We start from the raw sequence: 17,449 nt of genomic DNA on the forward strand, positions 1-17,449 counted from the left end.
GGTCTCTCACCCCTCCGGGGAGGGCTCACACTCTACTGTTGTCGGCGGGCGGGATGAAGGTATGGACGCCCGCCACGAAGTCGGGCCTGAAAAAAAGGGTTAGAGGACCAGGAGCAGCGGTGCAAAGACCAGCGATACCATGGACATCAGCTTCAGGAGGATGTTCAGGGACGGGCCCGACGTGTCCTTGAAGGGGTCGCCCACGGTGTCGCCGACGACCGCTGCCTTGTGGGCCGGGGAACCCTTGCCGCCGAGGTGGCCCATCTCGATGTACTTCTTTGCGTTGTCCCAGGCCCCGCCGGCGTTCGCCATCGTGACGGCGAGGAGGAACCCGGACGCAAGCGAGCCGACGAGCAGGCCGCCGAGCGCCTCGGTGCCGAGGACGAACCCGACGACGAGCGGCGCGGCGACGGCGAGGATGCCGGGCAGGATCATCTCACGCAGCGCCGCGTTCGTGGAGATGGCGATACAGGAGGTGTAGTCAGGGTCGGCCGTTCCCTCCATGAGGCCGGTGATCTCCCTGAACTGGCGGCGAACCTCGTGGACGATGCTGTATGCCGCCTTGCTGACTGCCATCATCGTGATGGAGCAGAAGAGGAAGGGGAGCATCGCACCGATCAGAACGCCGATGAAGACGTTCGGGACCGCTACGTCGATGGTCGTGAGACCGACCGCCTGGGTGTAGGCGGCGAAGAGGGCGAGCGCCGTCAGGGCCGCAGAGCCGATGGCGAACCCCTTGCCGATGGCGGCGGTGGTGTTGCCGACGGAGTCCAGGGTATCGGTGATCTCGCGAACCTCGGGCTTCTGGTGAGACATCTCGGCGATACCGCCGGCGTTGTCGGCGACAGGGCCGTAGGCGTCGACGGAGAGTGAGATCCCGAGTGTCGCGAGCATACCGACGGCGGCGATCGCGATACCGTAAAGACCGGCGACCTGGTAGGCGACGTAGATCGCGACGGCGACGATCAGGACCGGCCAGATGGTGCTCTCCATCCCCTTCGCAAACCCGGTGATGATGGTGGTCGCCGCCCCGGTCTCAGTGGACTTCACGATGGAGAGGGTCGGTTTCCGGTCAAACGAGGTGTAGTACTCGGTGATCAGGCCGATGGTAAACCCTGCGACGAGACCGGCGACGGAGGCATAGAAGACCCCGATATACTCCGCCCCGAGGAGCAGGTTCACCAGGAAGTAGGTGGCGGCGACCGTCACGACCATCGCAGCAACCAGGCCCTTGTTGAAGGCCATGTGGATGGCGCTGCTCTCGGTCTTGTTGGTCCTAACAAAGAACGAGCCGATGATGGACGCGATGATGCCGACTGCGGCGATGAGCAGCGGGAGGAGGATCACGTTCATGACGTCGGCGTTCGCGAACTGTGTCGCTGCGACGGCGACGCCGAGGACCATCGCCGATATGATTGCACCGACGTAGGACTCGTAGAGGTCCGCACCCATGCCGGCGACGTCGCCGACGTTGTCACCGACGTTGTCGGCGATGACGGCCGGGTTCCGCGGGTCGTCCTCGGGGATGCCGGCCTCGACCTTGCCGACGAGGTCGGCCCCGACGTCTGCGGCCTTGGTGAAGATGCCGCCGCCGACACGGGCGAAGAGGGCGATCGAACTCGCCCCGAGACCGAACCCGGTCACGTGGGTGAGAATTTCGGCCTGGGAAAGCCCCGTGAAGGTGCTGACGACCACATACGCGATCGAGAGCCCGAGAAGCCCGAGCCCGACCACGGCCATGCCCATGACCGAGCCGCTCGAGAACGAGACACGGAACGCATCCGCGATCCCGCGCCGTGCGGCGTTCGTCGTCCGGACGTTTGCGGCCGTGGCGGTGAACATGCCGATGTAGCCGGCGGTCGCCGAGAGGACCGCGCCGAGGACGAAGCAGGCGGCGGTGAGCACGCCGATCCCGAGCGCAAGGACGACGGCAAGCACGATGACAAATATTCCGATAGCGCGGTACTGCCTGTTCAGGTAGACCATTGCTCCCGTGTGGATAGCGGCAGCAATCTTCTGCATCAGTTCGGTACCCGTTCCCTCCCGCTTGATACTCGTATATGAGTATCCTGCAAACAGGAGAGCGAGAATGGCACACACGGGTGCCAGATACACCAGATCCATCTCTCTGTATTCCTCCGATTGTGTAACATATACAATGGGATTCAACACTTTTAAACATGCGGAAAGAATCCGGAAGATATACAGTGTATCAGCTGAAATCCATCACTTCAGGCTGGAGCGTCTGGAGATCGATGACAAATGCCCGCGCGGGCGTGGGATTGATGTTCATCTGCTTCTGGAACGCCGTCTGGGACTGCCAGGTGCCCGTGTTCACCCCGAGGACACCCCGGTAGCGGGTGATGCCGCAGATGTGGACGTGGCCCGTGAGGAGGATCTCGGGAAGGGGATCGATGACGAGCCGGTCGGTCTTCATCGCGGCGATGGGGGTCCGCATCCCGTAGGGAGAGGCGAGCAGCCGACGTTTCAGCATCTCATCCATGATCTCGCCGGGCCGCTCGTAACTTGCCCCCGGGATGAGCCCGATCATGTCGTCGATCGACCGGCCATGGTACATCAGGACCCGGACGCCCTGGAGGTTCAAGAGGCAGGGATTCTCGACGAGGGTGCAGTTCGACGGGAACCTCGTGGTGAACTCCTGCGGGATCGCCGGCTGCGGCTCGGCCATCCTGACGACGTCGTGGTTTCCCGGGGCGGCGACGATTCGGACCCGGGAGGGCAGGTCCCGGAGCATCTCCGCGAAGACGTCGTACTGCTCGTAGATGTTCTTGATCGTCAGCTCGTTCTCCTGTCCGGGGTAGATGCCGATGCCGTCGACGAGGTCGCCCGCGATCAGGAGGTAGCCGGCATCGGAGTCCTGGAGCCAGTCGGCGAACCGGTTCCACCCATCTTCGAGGAAGGTGTCGCTCCCGACATGGACGTCGGAGATCAGGACCGCTTTGCCCGGTCGGTCGCTCTTGAACGGGGCGTTGTTGATGGGGACGTCGGGGCGAAAGAGCTGCTCGGCGAAGAAGAGACCGCCGTCGTTTGAGAGCTTCCCCTTGACCCCGAGCACCTCGTCGGGGAGGATCCGCTCCGCCTCCGCAAACGAGTCTCCCCTCCCTTTGTTGAAGAGCACCCGGATGGCCCCGGTGGTGTCCTCCACCTCGACGAGCCGATGCCCCTTGGCGGTCGTCCGCACGTCGGCCACCATCCCGATGATGCTGCACTCTTCGTCCCGGTAGCGGTGGGGTGATTTGGCCAGCGCCTCGATCGGCATCGCGGTCATCCGGCCGCGAATCATCGAGGAGAGGCTGTTGTAACGGTCCCGGAAGTAGTGGACGGCGTCTTCGTGACCGCTGACGCTCCCCGTGGTTCCGGCGCTCCCCGTGATCACCTCGAGTTCCGGGTCGACGAGGAACCGGGTCCCGTCCCGGACCTTTCTCAAGCCCGGTATGTGCTCGGGTGAGATGACCGGGGTATCGCCCGTGACCCCCGCCGCTATCCGGTCGATGAGCGAGGGATCATTCTGCTCCCGGATGTAACTCACGACGTCGGGATGGACCTGGTACTTCAACTCAAGAAACCGGCGTACGATCTCGGCGTTGGCGAGCATGGGCTCCATCATATTCTCCTCCCGGCAATATGGGTTTATCTTTTTTACACCTTGCCCGGGTCCGAAGAACCTATGTATATGAAGGGATAGCATTCTCTTTAGAGCAAATGACGGATACCTCCTGGCTGCAACGTGCAGCATCGGCCTTCGCCGCGTTCCGGGAGAGCGACCACCGGGTCGTCTCTCTCGCCAGGGACCTCCTCTGGGTCGTCGCGGTCGTGGGCGGTATCGCCCTCGCCCTCTACCTCTTCGCCGGCACCTGGCCGGCGGTGGTCACCATAGAGTCGGAGAGCATGGTCCCGAACATGAACGTCGGCGACCTGGTGCTCGTCGTCGATGAAGACCGGTTCGGCGCGTTGACGACCTGGGCCGAGGGGCAACTGGCCGGGCACTCGTCTTTCGGGGACTACGGCGACGTGATCGTCTACCGGCCGAACGGCGCAGACTCGGTCCACCCGATCATTCACCGGGCGATGACCTACGTCGATACCGCAGCCGTGGTGGAGTCGGGGCTCGGTGAGTATTATACCGATCCGCACGGCGGCTACATCACCAAAGGGGACAACAACCCCTACATCGACCAGGGGAACCTCCGGATAACGGGCGTCGGCCTGATCGAGCCGGTCGAGAAGGACTGGATCGTCGGAAAAGCCCTCGTCGCGGTGCCGCTCATCGGTTACCTGCCCCTGCACCTCGCGGAGTTTGCCGTCATCGTCATCGTCATCATCCTCATCCACGACTTCGTCCTTGCGCGGCGTAAAGGGAAAGACGAATAAATCAGGGATTACGAGAGTTATTTACCATGCCGTACTCGCTGCACGACCTGCTCGACGATACGCTCGCCGGCCACCGGCTCACGGAGGAGGAGGCGGTGCGTCTCTTTGAGACGCGCGGCCGGGACATCTGGGATATCGCCGCCGCCGCGGATGCCCTCCGCGAGCGGAAGGTCGGCGACGTCGCCACCTACGTCCGGAACCAGAACATCCACGTCACAAACATCTGCAAGAACCTCTGCGGGTTCTGCGGGTTCGGGCGGCGGGCGGACGACCCGGAAGCGTTCTTCGACGACCCGGAGGCCATCCGGGAGAAGGCCCGGACGGCGGTGGAAAGGAACGTCACCGAGATCTGCCTTCTCTCCGGGGTGCACCCGGACTACACGCTCGACTCCTACGTCGACCTCATCTCGTCCGTGCGGGAGGCCGCGCCCGATGTGGACATCCATACGGCAAGTCCCGACGAGATCGCCTGGGCGGCGGAACGGAGCGGCGTCCCGACCACCACGGTCATCGAACGGCTCCGCGAGGCGGGGCTCGGGACCCTGCAGGGGACGGCGGCCGAGATCCTGGTCGACCGTGTTCGCCGGGTGATCTGCCCGAACAAATGCGACACGGCGACCTGGGTCCGGATCATCAAAGAGGCGCACGAACTCGGGATCCGTTCGACGGCAACGATCATGTACGGCTCCTGCGAGAACGAGGCGGACCGGGCCCGGCACCTCGCGGTCCTCCGGGAGATCCAGGACGACACCGGGGGGTTCACCGAGTTCGTCCCTCTTTCCTTCATTCACGAAAAGACCCCCCTCTACCGGGCAGGGCTCGCCCCGGCAGGAGCGACCGGGAGGGAGGATATCCTGATGGTTGCGGTCGCCCGGCTCTTCCTCGACAACTTCGACCACATCCAGGTCTCCTGGGGGAAGGTGGGGACGAAGATGGCGGAGATGGCGCTCCTCTCGGGCGCGGACGATTTCGGCGGGACGATGTTCTGCGACGACGTCTCGGCCGATGCCGGCGGCGAGGGTGCCGACTATCTGGACCCGGCCGAGATGCAGCGGATCGCGCGCGACCTCGGGCGGACGCTCCGGCAACGGACGACGACCTACGAGATGGTATAACCTGTCTGGATACGCCGCGTCACATCCGGTTCAACGCCTCTCTCCCCGACATCCCGATCTCGACTCGGCGCTGCACCGCCGGGAGGTTTGCCGCCCTCACCTCGGCGTCCATGAGGCTGTCGAGGTTATCAAGGGTCGATTCTTCCGAGACGCCTACGACCGCCGCCGGCACCCCGGCGTTTGCCAGAGCCTCGATGTCGAACCCGGCGGTCCCGATCATCCCCTCATCGGTCACCCAGGCCATCAGGCTGGTCCCCCCGATCGGGATAACGTAGCCGAATGCGTCCTTGTAGCTGAGTCTTGTGCGTTGATGACAGAGGATCTGCTGAGCCATGGCTGCCGGGGTGTCCCCCTGAGAGATAAGTGTATCCCTTCCGGCGAGACGTATCCAAAGGTTCTTGAGCTGACCGTGTCAAGAGGAGATCATCCTGCAAAACGGCGAAACGTATGAAACAGTCACTGCGACACCTGCTTGATGATGTGCTCACCGGTCACCGGCTCACGGAAGAGGAAGCGGTACGTCTCTTCGAGACGCGCGACCGGGGCGTCTGGGATATCGCCGCCGCCGCGGATACCCTCCGCGAACGGGCAGCCGGTGATCTCGTCACCTATGTCCGGAACCAGAACATCAACGTCACGAACCTCTGCGTGAACGCCTGCGGGTTCTGCGGCTTCTCCCGGAAACCGGGCGACCCCGATATCTTCTTCCACGATGAAGCCGCCGTCCGGGAGAAGGTCCGGGCAGCGCGCGGGCGGAGCGTGACCGAGATCTGCACGGTGAGCGGGCTCCACCCGGAGTTCGACGCCCAGTCCTACATCGATATCATTTCCTGGATGCGGGACGAAGCGCCGGGCGTTCACATCCACGCGAGCAACCCGATGGAAGTGGCCTATGCCGCAGGGAGGAGCGATCTTTCCACCCGGGAGGTGCTTATGATGATGCAGGCTGCGGGACTCGGGACACTCTGCGGGACGGCGGCCGAGATCCTGGTGGATAGTGTCCGGCGGGTGATCTGCCCGGGGAAGATCGATACGGCGACCTGGGTCCGGGTCATCAAAGAGGCGCACGAACTCGGGATCCGTTCGACGGCGACGATCATGTACGGCTCCTGCGAGAGCGAGACTGACCGGGCCCGGCACCTCGCGGTCCTCCGGGAGGTCCAGGACGACACCGGGGGGTTCACCGAGTTCGTGCCCCTCTCGTTCGTTCACCAGAAGACCCCTCTCTACCGGGCAGGGCTCGCCCGACCCGGGGCGACCGGCAGGGAGGATATCCTGATGTTTGCGGTATCCCGGCTCTTTCTTGACAACATCAGGAACATCCAGGCCTCCTGGGTGAAGCTGGGGACGAAGATGGCAGGGATGGCGCTTCTTTCAGGCGCAAACGACCTCGGGGGGACGCTTTTTGAGGAGAGCATATCCCGGGAGGCGGGCGCCCGGGACACCGATTACCTGGACCCGGTCGAGATGCGGCGGATGGCCGGGGACCTCGGGCGGACGCTCCGGCAGCGGACGACGACCTACGATCTCCTTTGAGGCTGACCCCCCCGGATGGCCCGACCGGGTTGTCCGGACCGCCGTTATTTCCGGAAAAGTATAAATATCCAAAAATAAAGTTTGGCTCCTCAACACCGGCCGGACGCCGGCAATTGAGAGGAGATAGATATGGTAAATGGTCTTGTAGGCCTTGCAATCCTCTTCTTTGTACTGGCACTTGTCTTTGCCTTACTCGGAGCACGGGGCGTTGCAGGGATGTCGATGTCGATTGCGAAGTGGCTGGTCATCATCTTCATCGTCCTCGCGATAATATCGCTGCTGCTCTGATGGCAGGGGGCTCTGCCCGCTCCACCGGGCGGACCCTCCGGCAGCACGGGCCCCGGCTCTCAGTCCTCCGGCCGAAGGAGCCTGACGATCGTATCCGCGACCTCTGTGGCCCTCTTCACCGCCCGCTCGTCCTTCAAGACGTCCCCCGGCGCGTAGCCCCTGCCGCAGACGTAGCCGAGGTACGAGAACTCGTGAGCGTTCAGGAACCCCTCCATCGTCTCGAGGGAGCGTTCGCCCCCCCGGTCGGCGTAGACGGCGACGGCCACCGCACTACGGCCGGCAAGCCGTCTGTCGTGGAAGAGGGAGTAGGTCCGGTCGATCAGGTTCTTCGTCTGGCCGTTGATGTCGTAGTAGTAGGTCGGGGCACCGATGACCAGCACCTCGCAGTCGATCATCTTCTGCGCCACAGAGCCCCAATCGTCGTCCTCCGTCACACACCACTTCGCCTCCCTGCAGGCCTCGCACCCGGTGCAGGGCCGGATATCCATATCGGCAAGCGAGAGGTATTCGGTCTCGATGCCCGCCTCACGGACCCGGTCGAGGATGGCGTTGACGAGCAGCGCGGTGTTGCCGTTCTTCCGCATGCTTCCGGAGATACCAAGAACGTTCATAACCTAGTGCTCGTTCCCCTCGTTCTTGATTCTTGTGATCCGGGCAGCGAGGCCGAGGCCCCGGAAGCGTGCGAGAACCTCCGGGACCGGGTCGCCGGGGCGGTAGAAGAGGTGTGAGGGGCAGGCGCAGTCGCTGCACCCGAACCCGGGGACGTACACCCCGCCGAAAGCACGGGCGAGGGCGCACTCGCAGTCCCGGTCTGTGGCGGCGGTGACGACGGCGGCGAGGGTGACATGCGGGGAAAGAAGGAGGTAGTCGATGTGCCACCGGGCCGGGCGGTCACGGTTGCGGGCGAGCCTCACGTGCCGGTCGGCCCGGGCAAGCCCGCCGCTCCCCAGCGCCGACCCGATGTAGACGTGCCGGCCGAAAGCAAACTCCCGGAGTCCCAGGGCGCCGACACGGACGACGCAATGGGAGTTATCGAGGATGAGGGCGTAGACACCCTTATCCATAGAAGCGGAGCGCCTCCCGGGCGGCCGCGATGTGTCTATCGCCGCCGTGGGCGACGGGCTCCCCGTGGCCGGGATAGAGTTCCTCGACCGCGAGGGTGCTGAGGCGCTCGATGGATCTTTTGAGCGCCGTGAGATCGCCGCCGGGGAAGTCGTAGCGCCCGAAGGACCCGCCGGTAAAGACAGTGTCGCCTGAGAAGAGCCGCTTCGCTGTCTCGTCATAAAGGCAGATCCCGCCCGGCGTGTGGCCCGGGGTGTGGATGACGCGGAGGTCACCGACCCGGTCGCCGTCGGAAAGGACGGTGTCGGGGACGATCCCGGGCGACCGGGCCCCGAAGTGCATGGCAAGGCTCCGGGTATCGTCGATGAGGCCGGGAGCGTCCGCTTCATGGATGCAGATGACCGGATCACCGCAGAGCCGGGCGATCTCCCTGATATGGGCGATATGGTCATAGTGGGCGTGCGTGATGACGATCGTCTCGATCGTCCCGGCGTGCGGCTCCACGGCCGTCGGGAGAACGCCCGCGTCCACAAGGATGGTTCCGTAAACGAACGAGTTGGCGTAGGTTGTGCCGCTCGCGATCCACCGGACTGGCATGCAGACTAATATGGCTTCCGGACAAATGGTTCTTATGCACACCCTGATCTCTGCATGCCTGCGTGGAGTCCCCCCGGAGGTGGAGACGATCGCCCGTGAGGAGGGTCTCGTCCCGCACCATGCCGCGCGGGCCGTCACCCGTGGACGGATTGTCATTCCAGCAAACCCCGTACGGCCGCACCGGCTCTGCGCCATCGGGGAGGGCTGCAGGGTACGGGTCAACGTGAACGTCGGGACGTCGGGAACCCGGTGCGACGAGGACCTTGAGGTCGAGAAGGCGAAGGCGGCCCTCCGCGAGGGCGCAGACGCGCTGATGGACCTCTCGACCGGCGGAGACCTCGCCCGGATCCGGCGCCGGATCCTCGAGCTCGATACGACCGTCGGGACGGTCCCGATCTACGAGGCGGTCCGGCGTGCGGGGGCTGCCGCGGACGTCGACGCCGACCTGCTGTTTAAGGTTATCCGGGAGCACTGCCGGCAGGGCGTGGACTTCCTGACCCTGCACTGCGGCGTGAACCGCGACGCCCTTGCGTCGCTCCAGACCGACCCCCGGACGATGGGCGTCGTCTCCCGCGGCGGGGCATTCCACGTGGCGATGATGGCCGCGACCGGCGAGGAGAACCCCCTGTATGCCGAGTACGATTACCTGCTCGAGATCCTCTCCGAACACGACGTGGTCGTGAGCCTCGGCGACGGGATGCGGCCGGGGGCGCTCATCGATGCCGGCCGCCTGGCGAAGACGACCGAGTACCTGACGCTCGGGCACCTCGCGAAAAGGGCGCTCGCCGCCGGGGTGCAGCGGATGATCGAGGGGCCGGGGCATATCCCGGCCGACCAGATCGGCTACAACGTCAGGATGCTCAAGGAACTGACCGACGGCGCCCCGCTCTACCTGCTCGGCCCGCTCGTGACCGACGTCGCGCCGGGCTACGACCACGTCGTGGGGGCGATCGGCGGCGTGATCGCCTGCATGCACGGCGCAGACTTCCTCTGCATGGTCTCGCCGAGCGAGCACCTGGCGCTGCCGGACGTCCGCGACATCGTAGAGGGGACGCGGGTGGCGAGGGTCGCGGCGCACGTTGGGAGCCTCTCCCGCGCTACCGGGAACACGAAGAACCGCGAGATCCGGATGGCGGAGGCGCGCCGGGCGCTCGACTGGGAGAAACAGTTCGAGACGGCGCTCGCCCCGGAGGAGGCCCGGCGGATCCACGAACGCGACGGGGAGCTTGAGACCTGCTCGATGTGCGGCGATCTCTGCGCCGTGAAGATGGTGCGGGAGATCCTCAAAGCGCCGCCGGAAGAGCGGATGGAGCATTAAAGCGGATCTCTACCCGCTACCCTGCCCGTTCACGTTCTACGGACCACTTTTTCTTCGATCCAGGCGATGATCTCGTCCCGGCTCCGCCGGTAGGCCGCAAGCACTTTATCCCTGGTCCCGGTGGCCCTGGTCGGGTCCGGGAAGTCGGGGTGGAGCGTCTCCTTCGTCCAGGGGAACATCGGGCAGACACCCCCGGCGCAGGCTGCGAACGCTAGCGAGGTTGAGAAACCCGGAGGGTTTCGAGCGCGATCACGTAGTCCATCTCTTTTCCGTCGAAGAGGCCGAGGTCCTTTGCCCGTTGCCCCGAGATCTCCACCCCGATCTCTTCCATCACCTCCACGGCAAGGGATCGAGGGCGGTCGGGGCTATCCCTGCCGAGCAGACATCGTAGCGGTCGCAGTAGCGGGCGCGGAGGTAGCCCTCTGCCATCTGGGTCCGGGCGGCGTTGTTCGTGCCGATGAAGAGCACATGACCCCTACTACACTGCCCCGGTGAAAAAAAAGTTATCTCAGGTGCGCCCGGCACCGAGGATCCGGACCGCGAGGAGTGCGGCGTTCTCGCCGTTATCGATCCCGACGCAGGCCACCGGGACGCCTCTCGGCATCTGGACGATCGAGAGGAGGGCGTCGATGCCCATCAATTTCCCGCTCACCGGAACGCCGATCACCGGTCGTTTCGTCTTTGAGGCAACCACGCCGGGAAGGGCCGCCGAGAGCCCGGCGATCGCGATGAAGACCCGGGCGTCGCTTCCCTTCACGTACTCGTCCAGTCGGTCGGGGTCACGGTGCGCCGAGATCACCCGGTAGTCGTAGGATAGACCATGCTCCTTTAAGACTCCAAACGCCTTCTCTGCGACGGGACCGTCCGAGGCGGACCCACAGATCACCGCGACGTCAACCATGCTATCTCCTTTCGGTATGCTCCTGCTCCCTCTTTTCTCTGTCGGTATCGCACGGTGGTGAGGTTGATATGAATCTACATCCAAGTTCCTTGCAGGAACTGCGTCTATACCCGACGAGACGATATGGACTGATCCACATGGAAAACGAACCACTCCTGATGATCCCGGGCCCCGTACCCATTCCGCAGCGGGTACGCGCCGCCATGACGCGGCAGGCTATCAACCACCGCGGCCCCGAGTTCGGTGCCGCGTATGCGGAGACTGTCCGGACCTTAAAGACCCTCTTTGGTACAGCAAACGAACTCTACGTCATCAGCGGCTCCGGAAGCGCCGGGATGGAGGCCGGCGTCGCGAACTTCGCACGGGACAAAAAGATTGTCTCGCTTGTCAACGGGAAGTTCGGCGACCGCTTTGCGAAGATCGGTGGACGTTACGGCACCATCACCACTCTCGAATCCGAGTGGGGGACCCCGCTCGACCTCGCGGCTCTCGAGCGCGAACTCGAGGCCGGGGCCGAGGTCGTCACGATGGTCCACAACGAGACGAGCGCCGGGATCAAGAACCCGGCTCCTGAGGTCGCGAAACTCGCCCGGAAGCACGATGCGCTCTTCATCATGGACGGTGTCACCTCCATCGGCGGCGACGATGTCCGGATGGATGAGTGGGGCGTCGATATCGCCGTCGTCGGGTCGCAGAAGTGCCTCGCGGCTCCCGCGGGCCTTGCGGCGATCGCCGTCGGCGACCGCGCCTGGGACCGGATCTCGGAGAAGCGCCCCTTCTACCTCGACATGGCGGCCTACCGCAAGAGCGGGAAGGGCACCCCGATGGAGACCCCCTACACCCCGGCGGTCCCGCTCTTCCTTGCGCTCCACGAGGCCTGCAGGATGATCGAGGAGGAGGGAGTACCCGCCCGTATCGCCCGGCACCGCAGGATGGCCGACGCCGTCCGCGCCGCGGCGAAGGGGTGGGGTGTTGAGCTCTTCCCGACGCTCGACGCACACCACGCCTACTCGAACACCGCGACAGCGATGCGGATCCCCGATGGTCTCACCGACAAGGATTTGCGGGGCACGGTCAAGAAGTTCGGGATCGAGATCGCCGGCGGCCAGGACCACCTCAAGGGCAAGATCTTCCGGATCGGCACCATGGGCGGTGTCGGAGCGCAGGAGATCCTCGCCACCCTTGCGGCCGTTCAGTTCACCCTCAAAAAGTTCGGGTTTGAGGCCGGCGACGGCGTTGAGGCGGCCGCCGGGGTGCTTCTCGGATGAAGATCGGGATCGCCGACACCACGTTTGCCCGGGTCGACATGGGCCGGATCGCCGCCGACGAGATCCGGAGGCACGCGAGCGTGGGGCTGGAACGGTACGTCGTCCCCGGCATCAAAGACCTCCCGGTGGCCTGCAAGAAGCTGATCGAGGAGCGGGGGTGCGACCTCGTCATGGCCCTCGGCATGCCCGGCGGGGCCGCGAAGGACAAGGTCTGCGCCCACGAGGCCTCCCAGGGCCTCATCCTCTGCCAGCTCATGACCAACAAACATGTCATCGAGGTCTTCGTCCACGAGGACGAGGCGAAGGATGCAAAAGAACTCGCCTGGCTGATGGAGCAGCGAACCCGCGAGCACGCGGTGAACGCCGTCCGGCTCGCCCTCCACCCGAAGGAACTCGAGAAACTCGCCGGGACCGGCCAGCGGCAGGGGTTCGAGGACGTCGGGCCGGCACGCCCGTGACGCAAAGAGCGATAATTATCAGTAATCGGTGCGAGTAGTACCACAGGAAGGATTGAGATGACGATAAACCTTGGATTTGTCGTCGCGGAGTTCAACCGCGACATCACCTATATGATGGAGATCGAGGCCCGCGAACATGCCCGTTTCCTCGGGGCGGAGGTGGCCGAGACGTTCTACGTCCCCGGCGCCTACGACATGCCGCTCGCGATCAAGAAGATGCTGACTGAGGGGAAGGTTGACGCGGTCGTCACGATCGGGTGCGTCATCGAGGGCGCCACCCAGCACGACGAGATCGTCGTCCAGCATGCCGCGAGGAAGATCATCGACCTCTCCCTCGAGTACGGCAAACCCGTCTCCCTCGGCATCTCCGGGCCCGGGATGACCCGGATGGAAGCGACCGAGCGTATCGACTACGCCAAGCGTGCCGTCGAGTCGGCCGTGAAGATGGTCCAGCGGTTGGAATGAAAAGCCTCTCAGAGAAGATTGCAGGCATAGCCCCCTCTGCGACGATTGAGATCTCGAACGCGGCAAAGCGGATGGCCGCTGACGGCATTGATGTCATCAGCCTCTCGATAGGGGAGCCGGACTTCGATACCCCGGCGCACATCAAGGAGGCCTGCATCGAGGCCCTCAGAAGGGGTGAGACTCATTACGCCCCGAGCGCCGGGATCCCGGCCCTGACGAACGCGATCGCGGAGAAGCTCGTCCGCGAGAACGGCGTCCCTGTAAAGCCCGACGAGGTGATCGTCACCTGCGGGGCCAAGGACGCCATCTACGAGGCGATGGAGGCCGTGCTGAACCCCACCGACGAGGTGCTCGTCCTCGACCCCTCGTGGGTCTCCTACGAGCCCTGCGCCCGGCTCGCGGGCGCCGGCGTCCGGCACCACGCGCTCTCCACCGAAACGTTCCAGATCGACGATACGCTGCTTGACGCCGTCGGTCCCCGGACGAAGATGATCGTGGTCAACTCCCCCTCGAACCCCTCGGGAGCGGTATTAAACGGGGACTCGCTCCGGATGATCGCCGATATCTGCCGTGACCACGACCTCTTCGCGCTCTCCGACGAGATCTACGAGAAGCTGGTCTACGGCAAAGAGCACGTCTCCCTCGCCTCCCTCCCGGGGATGGCGGAGCGGACGATCACCGTCAACGGGTTCTCGAAGGCCTACGCGATGACCGGGTGGCGGATCGGCTATGCGGCCGCTCCCCGGCCGATCGTCCGGCAGATGGAGAAGGTGCAGCAGCATACCATATCGCACCCGACGACGTTTGCGATGTTCGGGGCGGTCGCCGCAATCGAGGGTCCCCAGGACTGCGTTGAATCGATGCGCCGGGAGTTCGAGCGCCGGCGCGACTACCTCATCCCGGCGCTCCGCGACCTCGGCTATGCCACCGCCCCCGCGGACGGCGCCTTTTACGCCTACGTGAAGGTCGAGGGCGACGACATGGCGGTCGCCCGCTCGTGGCTCCACGATGCCCACGTGGCGGTCACCCCGGGAACCGCATTCGGCACCCCGGGCTGGCTCCGGCTCTCCTACGCGACCTCGATGGAGAGCCTGAAAGAAGTGGTCGGGCGGATTGCGCGGGTCTGAAAGCCCATCTCTTTTCTTTCGAATCCTGATTCGAGGAGCCTGCACGGCGGACCGCTCTGCGATCAGCCGATCGCGAAGGCCCGGAATCGGTCCCGGCACCCTGACGTGTAGCTTGGAGGGACAGAAATGCTATATGGAGGACCGTTGCAGTCCTCATTGTCACAAGGGGGATCGATCACCGCAAATGAAGAACCCCCTGCGGCCCGAAGGCATGAGAGTGTGGGTGATCCGGGTAAATAACCCTTTCTTCGTGCCTCCGTTCACAGAACGAAAGGAGGTAAAGATGCGAAACACAGACATTTCCGGATACCTGGTGCGAGTGCTCTTCGTGCTGCTCGTCGCCGGTATCGCGGTTGCACCCGTACTGGGTGAACAGGGGACGGATGAGGAATCGGACCCTGGCGTTGCCGCACCGGACGAAGGGAGTGCGGTGATAGTTATGACATCTGCCGGCCCCGTCGCCGTGGAGGACCTGGTCCCCCCGTATCCGCCGGGATGGGAGCCGCCGAGATCGCCGGCAGTGCAGGGCGGGTTGTACCCGGCAACCGCCTTCGATCCGGCATCGAACACGCTGATCCTGTATCCTGGCTGGAACCTCGTCTCGACGCCCCTCTGGCTCGCCGACGGGCATGATACCATGATGGCGATCTTCGGTGGGGTGGACACGGCCGCCCACTCGGCTCTCCGGTATAACGGTTCGAGCAGCCATTGGGAGGCGATGGGTCCTCTGGATGAGTTCAGACCGCTCGAGGGGGTATGGATCTACGCAAACGGGTCGTACCGGATTCCCCTCTATCTCAAGCCCGCGCAGGAGCAGACGGCGGCGACAACACACCTCTATTCTGGCTGGAACGTTGTCGGCTTCTGGGACGTGCACCAGGCCTGCGCACGGGACATGCTCCTCCCCCTCGGGAGTGCATGGGCAACGGCAACCGGTTACGATGCGGGAGTGCAGGATTACGAGGTCAGTATGGTTAACGGCGGGACAGGCAGCAGCAGCGACCAGCGCCTGATGTTTCCGGGAAAGGCGTACTGGGTGTACATGACAGCGGAGGAAGACCTGATCCGTTCGTACTACAGGAGTTATTCCTACTGCGCAGAGTGGGTGGGCGACTATCACGGCACGCAGGCCCCCCTCGCCTGGGCCGACGAAGAGGCCGAGGGCTTCTACGACACGCTTGCCGGGTCGAGTTCATGGACCGGCCGGTTCATCAACGGCAACGACGCCGCGATGGAACGGCACTGGAAGGACCCAGCCTTCGGCGGGGTTGATTCGAACTACATCGACAACACGCACCTGGCCTTCTTCGTAGGCCACGGGGGGACGGACGGTTTTGTCTTCGGGACCGCTGCCGACGACTACAACCTGGACTACGACGAGGCGCGCTGGGGCAACACGAAGACCGACTGGATTGTTCTCGGATCGTGCAACACCCTGAATGCATCAACGTGCAGGGAGAACTGGGAAGACGCTTTCGAGGGGCTCCATTCCATATGCGGCTTCGATACCATCGGGGGCACGCATCCGGATATGGGGTGGTATTTTGCGGATCTGCTGATGGAAGGCAAAACCATCTGGGAGGCATGGTACATGGCGACGGACATGTATGTCTTCCCGAACGACGGCAGCCTGCGGACGGCAATTCTCGCCGCGGACATCGACGGAGACCTGAGCACGCCTGACTGCCTCGACGACCATATTTACGGGTACGGGTCGTCGATCAACCCGCCCGGTGATCCGCCAAATTTTCAGTACAAAACAGATTCCTGTAAATTGGAGGTCTAGGTATGGTAGGGAAACAGATTGCAATCGGCTTTACCCTCCTCCTGCTGCTCGTCGCTGGGACGGCACTGATACCTGCGGTGTCTCCGCCGGACGATGAAGTCGGACATGGGGGAATCGAGGTTCTCGGACCGTATGGCGTGCAGAATATCTCTGAGATCGCTTTCGGTACTGCCCTTCCCAAGTATCCCGGGCAGGCCATGGTTTATAAGACGGTCGACACTGCCGTATCGAAGGATGACGCCCTGAAGGTGGCGGAGAAGTTCGGTATGTCCGGACAAATTGAGGAGAGCGGAAGAAGGATAAAACGTTACGTCGTCAAAGATGATCCCTATACGTTCGAGATCGAGACAGAATCCGGGTATATGATCTACACGTGGAATGACCGCTACTCCGGGGTTGACCCCCGGGACGGTCCCGAAAACATCCCGACCGACGAGGAGTGCCGGAAGATCGCCGAATCGTTCCTCACCTCCCACGGGCTCATGCCCGAAGGGGCAGCATATTCGGGTGTATCGCACGGGGAGGGTTTCTTTTCGAATAGTACGGATGGTACATCCATTCAAACATACAAAGACACCTGTGTCCACTTCACCGACACCCTGAGTGGCTATCCCGTGGCTGGAAGCGGGATCTACGTCACGGTCGGCGGGGGTGGCGATGTCCTTAAGGTCGGGAAACGCTGGCGCGACGCCGAACCCTACAAGGACTTCGCGATCCTCTCCCCCGAAGCAGCGATCGAGGAACTCAAGCAGACCGGGGTCGTCACCACGATAGGTTCACCGAAGAAGGCGGTCGTCGAGGAGGTCAAGCTCTGCTACTATGCCAGTCCTCCACGGGATGAGCAACCTTACCTCAAACCGACCTACTACATCCACGGCACCGTGGAGGGGGAAAACGAGACCGGAACCTTCTTCCAGTACGTCCCTGCAGTCCCTGAACTCGGGAAGGGGCTGTACTGACCCCTTTTTCGTGAAACGCTGATACGATGATAAAACAGATTGCAACCGGATTCATTGTCCTCGTGCTGCTCGTTGCCGGGACGACGTTGATACCGGCGGAACATCCGCAGGGGGATGAAGAGGTACACTTGGGGTTTGAGGCAACCGGGTTATATCCCGTGCAGAGTGCCTCTGAGA

General features: G+C 63.7%; 20 protein-coding genes. 11 read left to right on the forward strand and 9 right to left on the reverse strand.

What is annotated here, in order from left to right; translation table 11 throughout:
* Nucleotides 1-99: 99 nt before the first annotated feature.
* Complete coding sequence (locus PLN84_RS08365) at nucleotides 100-2,124, reverse strand: sodium-translocating pyrophosphatase (RefSeq protein ID WP_292559197.1); 2,025 nt, start codon at nucleotides 2,122-2,124, stop codon at nucleotides 100-102.
* Nucleotides 2,125-2,212: 88 nt separating this feature from the next.
* Nucleotides 2,213-3,616 carry a DNA-directed DNA polymerase II small subunit gene (locus tag PLN84_RS08370; protein WP_292383741.1) on the reverse strand — a complete coding sequence of 468 codons (1,404 nt, stop codon included), beginning with the start codon at nucleotides 3,614-3,616 and terminating at the stop codon, nucleotides 2,213-2,215.
* Between the two features lie 107 nt (nucleotides 3,617-3,723).
* Here PLN84_RS08370 and PLN84_RS08375 point away from each other — a divergent pair, with 107 nt between their 5' ends.
* Together PLN84_RS08375 and cofH (PLN84_RS08380) are read left to right on the forward strand one after the other, a co-directional pair.
* The gene (locus tag PLN84_RS08375) at nucleotides 3,724-4,392 is read left to right on the forward strand and encodes a S26 family signal peptidase (protein ID WP_292383404.1); all 669 of its coding nucleotides are present in this window, start codon (nucleotides 3,724-3,726) and stop codon (nucleotides 4,390-4,392) included.
* 26 nt (nucleotides 4,393-4,418) lie between these two features.
* Complete coding sequence (cofH, locus tag PLN84_RS08380; protein WP_292383402.1) at nucleotides 4,419-5,507, forward strand: 5-amino-6-(D-ribitylamino)uracil--L-tyrosine 4-hydroxyphenyl transferase CofH; 1,089 nt, start codon at nucleotides 4,419-4,421, stop codon at nucleotides 5,505-5,507.
* A 19-nt stretch (nucleotides 5,508-5,526) separates the two neighbouring features.
* Here cofH (PLN84_RS08380) and PLN84_RS08385 read toward each other — a convergent pair whose 3' ends face one another.
* The gene (locus PLN84_RS08385; RefSeq protein ID WP_292383401.1) at nucleotides 5,527-5,841 is read right to left on the reverse strand and encodes a DUF1805 domain-containing protein; all 315 of its coding nucleotides are present in this window, start codon (nucleotides 5,839-5,841) and stop codon (nucleotides 5,527-5,529) included.
* Between the two features lie 113 nt (nucleotides 5,842-5,954).
* On the opposite strand from PLN84_RS08385, the gene cofH (PLN84_RS08390) reads away from it, so the two are divergent.
* Both cofH (PLN84_RS08390) and PLN84_RS08395 read left to right on the forward strand, forming a co-directional pair.
* Nucleotides 5,955-7,043, forward strand: a complete 1,089-nt coding sequence (gene cofH, locus PLN84_RS08390; RefSeq protein ID WP_292383399.1) for a 5-amino-6-(D-ribitylamino)uracil--L-tyrosine 4-hydroxyphenyl transferase CofH — start codon at nucleotides 5,955-5,957, stop codon at nucleotides 7,041-7,043.
* Between the two features lie 129 nt (nucleotides 7,044-7,172).
* Nucleotides 7,173-7,331, forward strand: coding sequence for a DUF1328 domain-containing protein (locus PLN84_RS08395; RefSeq protein ID WP_292383397.1), 159 nt, complete (start codon nucleotides 7,173-7,175; stop codon nucleotides 7,329-7,331).
* A gap of 59 nt (nucleotides 7,332-7,390) precedes the next feature.
* On the opposite strand, the gene PLN84_RS08400 is transcribed toward PLN84_RS08395, so the two are convergent.
* The 3 genes from PLN84_RS08400 to PLN84_RS08410 are packed head-to-tail and all read right to left on the reverse strand — an operon-like array spanning nucleotide 7,391 to nucleotide 8,990.
* Entirely contained in the window at nucleotides 7,391-7,942 is a 552-nt protein-coding gene (locus PLN84_RS08400; RefSeq protein ID WP_292383395.1) for a flavodoxin family protein, read from the reverse strand.
* Between the two features lie 3 nt (nucleotides 7,943-7,945).
* Nucleotides 7,946-8,395 (reverse strand): GIY-YIG nuclease family protein, encoded by a 450-nt coding sequence (locus PLN84_RS08405; protein ID WP_292383394.1) that lies wholly within the window; start codon nucleotides 8,393-8,395, stop codon nucleotides 7,946-7,948.
* Nucleotides 8,388-8,990, reverse strand: a complete 603-nt coding sequence (locus PLN84_RS08410; protein ID WP_292383392.1) for an MBL fold metallo-hydrolase — start codon at nucleotides 8,988-8,990, stop codon at nucleotides 8,388-8,390. The genes PLN84_RS08405 and PLN84_RS08410 overlap by 8 nt, the downstream gene beginning before the upstream one ends.
* Nucleotides 8,991-9,015: 25 nt before the next feature.
* On the opposite strand from PLN84_RS08410, the gene thiC reads away from it, so the two are divergent.
* A complete protein-coding gene (gene thiC / locus PLN84_RS08415) occupies nucleotides 9,016-10,308 on the forward strand; it encodes a phosphomethylpyrimidine synthase ThiC (protein ID WP_292383390.1) in 1,293 nt (430 codons plus the stop codon).
* A 29-nt stretch (nucleotides 10,309-10,337) separates the two neighbouring features.
* On the opposite strand, the gene PLN84_RS08420 is transcribed toward thiC, so the two are convergent.
* The 3 genes from PLN84_RS08420 to purE form a co-directional block, all read right to left on the reverse strand.
* Entirely contained in the window at nucleotides 10,338-10,487 is a 150-nt protein-coding gene (locus PLN84_RS08420) for a hypothetical protein (RefSeq protein WP_292383389.1), read from the reverse strand.
* A 151-nt stretch (nucleotides 10,488-10,638) separates the two neighbouring features.
* Complete coding sequence (locus PLN84_RS08425) at nucleotides 10,639-10,776, reverse strand: hypothetical protein (protein WP_292383386.1); 138 nt, start codon at nucleotides 10,774-10,776, stop codon at nucleotides 10,639-10,641.
* Between the two features lie 40 nt (nucleotides 10,777-10,816).
* Nucleotides 10,817-11,209 (reverse strand): 5-(carboxyamino)imidazole ribonucleotide mutase, encoded by a 393-nt coding sequence (purE, locus tag PLN84_RS08430; protein ID WP_292383384.1) that lies wholly within the window; start codon nucleotides 11,207-11,209, stop codon nucleotides 10,817-10,819.
* 137 nt (nucleotides 11,210-11,346) lie between these two features.
* On the opposite strand from purE, the gene PLN84_RS08435 reads away from it, so the two are divergent.
* The 6 genes from PLN84_RS08435 to PLN84_RS08460 all read left to right on the forward strand — a co-directional run bounded on the left by PLN84_RS08435 (nucleotide 11,347) and on the right by PLN84_RS08460 (nucleotide 17,272).
* Nucleotides 11,347-12,477, forward strand: a complete 1,131-nt coding sequence (locus PLN84_RS08435) for an alanine--glyoxylate aminotransferase family protein (RefSeq protein WP_292383383.1) — start codon at nucleotides 11,347-11,349, stop codon at nucleotides 12,475-12,477.
* Nucleotides 12,474-12,935: a riboflavin synthase gene (ribC, locus tag PLN84_RS08440; RefSeq protein ID WP_292383381.1), complete on the forward strand. Its 462-nt coding sequence runs from the start codon at nucleotides 12,474-12,476 to the stop codon at nucleotides 12,933-12,935. The genes PLN84_RS08435 and ribC overlap by 4 nt, the downstream gene beginning before the upstream one ends.
* 57 nt (nucleotides 12,936-12,992) lie before the next feature.
* Nucleotides 12,993-13,400, forward strand: a complete 408-nt coding sequence (gene ribH, locus PLN84_RS08445; RefSeq protein WP_292383380.1) for a 6,7-dimethyl-8-ribityllumazine synthase — start codon at nucleotides 12,993-12,995, stop codon at nucleotides 13,398-13,400.
* The gene (locus tag PLN84_RS08450) at nucleotides 13,397-14,527 is read left to right on the forward strand and encodes a pyridoxal phosphate-dependent aminotransferase (protein ID WP_292559344.1); all 1,131 of its coding nucleotides are present in this window, start codon (nucleotides 13,397-13,399) and stop codon (nucleotides 14,525-14,527) included. Before ribH ends, PLN84_RS08450 begins: the two co-directional genes overlap by 4 nt.
* 283 nt (nucleotides 14,528-14,810) lie before the next feature.
* Entirely contained in the window at nucleotides 14,811-16,313 is a 1,503-nt protein-coding gene (locus PLN84_RS08455) for a DUF6345 domain-containing protein (protein ID WP_348532005.1), read from the forward strand.
* Nucleotides 16,314-16,315: 2 nt separating this feature from the next.
* Complete coding sequence (locus PLN84_RS08460; RefSeq protein ID WP_292383376.1) at nucleotides 16,316-17,272, forward strand: hypothetical protein; 957 nt, start codon at nucleotides 16,316-16,318, stop codon at nucleotides 17,270-17,272.
* The last annotated feature ends 177 nt before the right edge of the window (nucleotides 17,273-17,449 follow it).

The sequence above is a fragment of the Methanoculleus sp. genome (assembly GCF_035363275.1).
In the GTDB taxonomy this organism is placed as follows: Archaea; Halobacteriota; Methanomicrobia; order Methanomicrobiales; family Methanoculleaceae; genus Methanoculleus.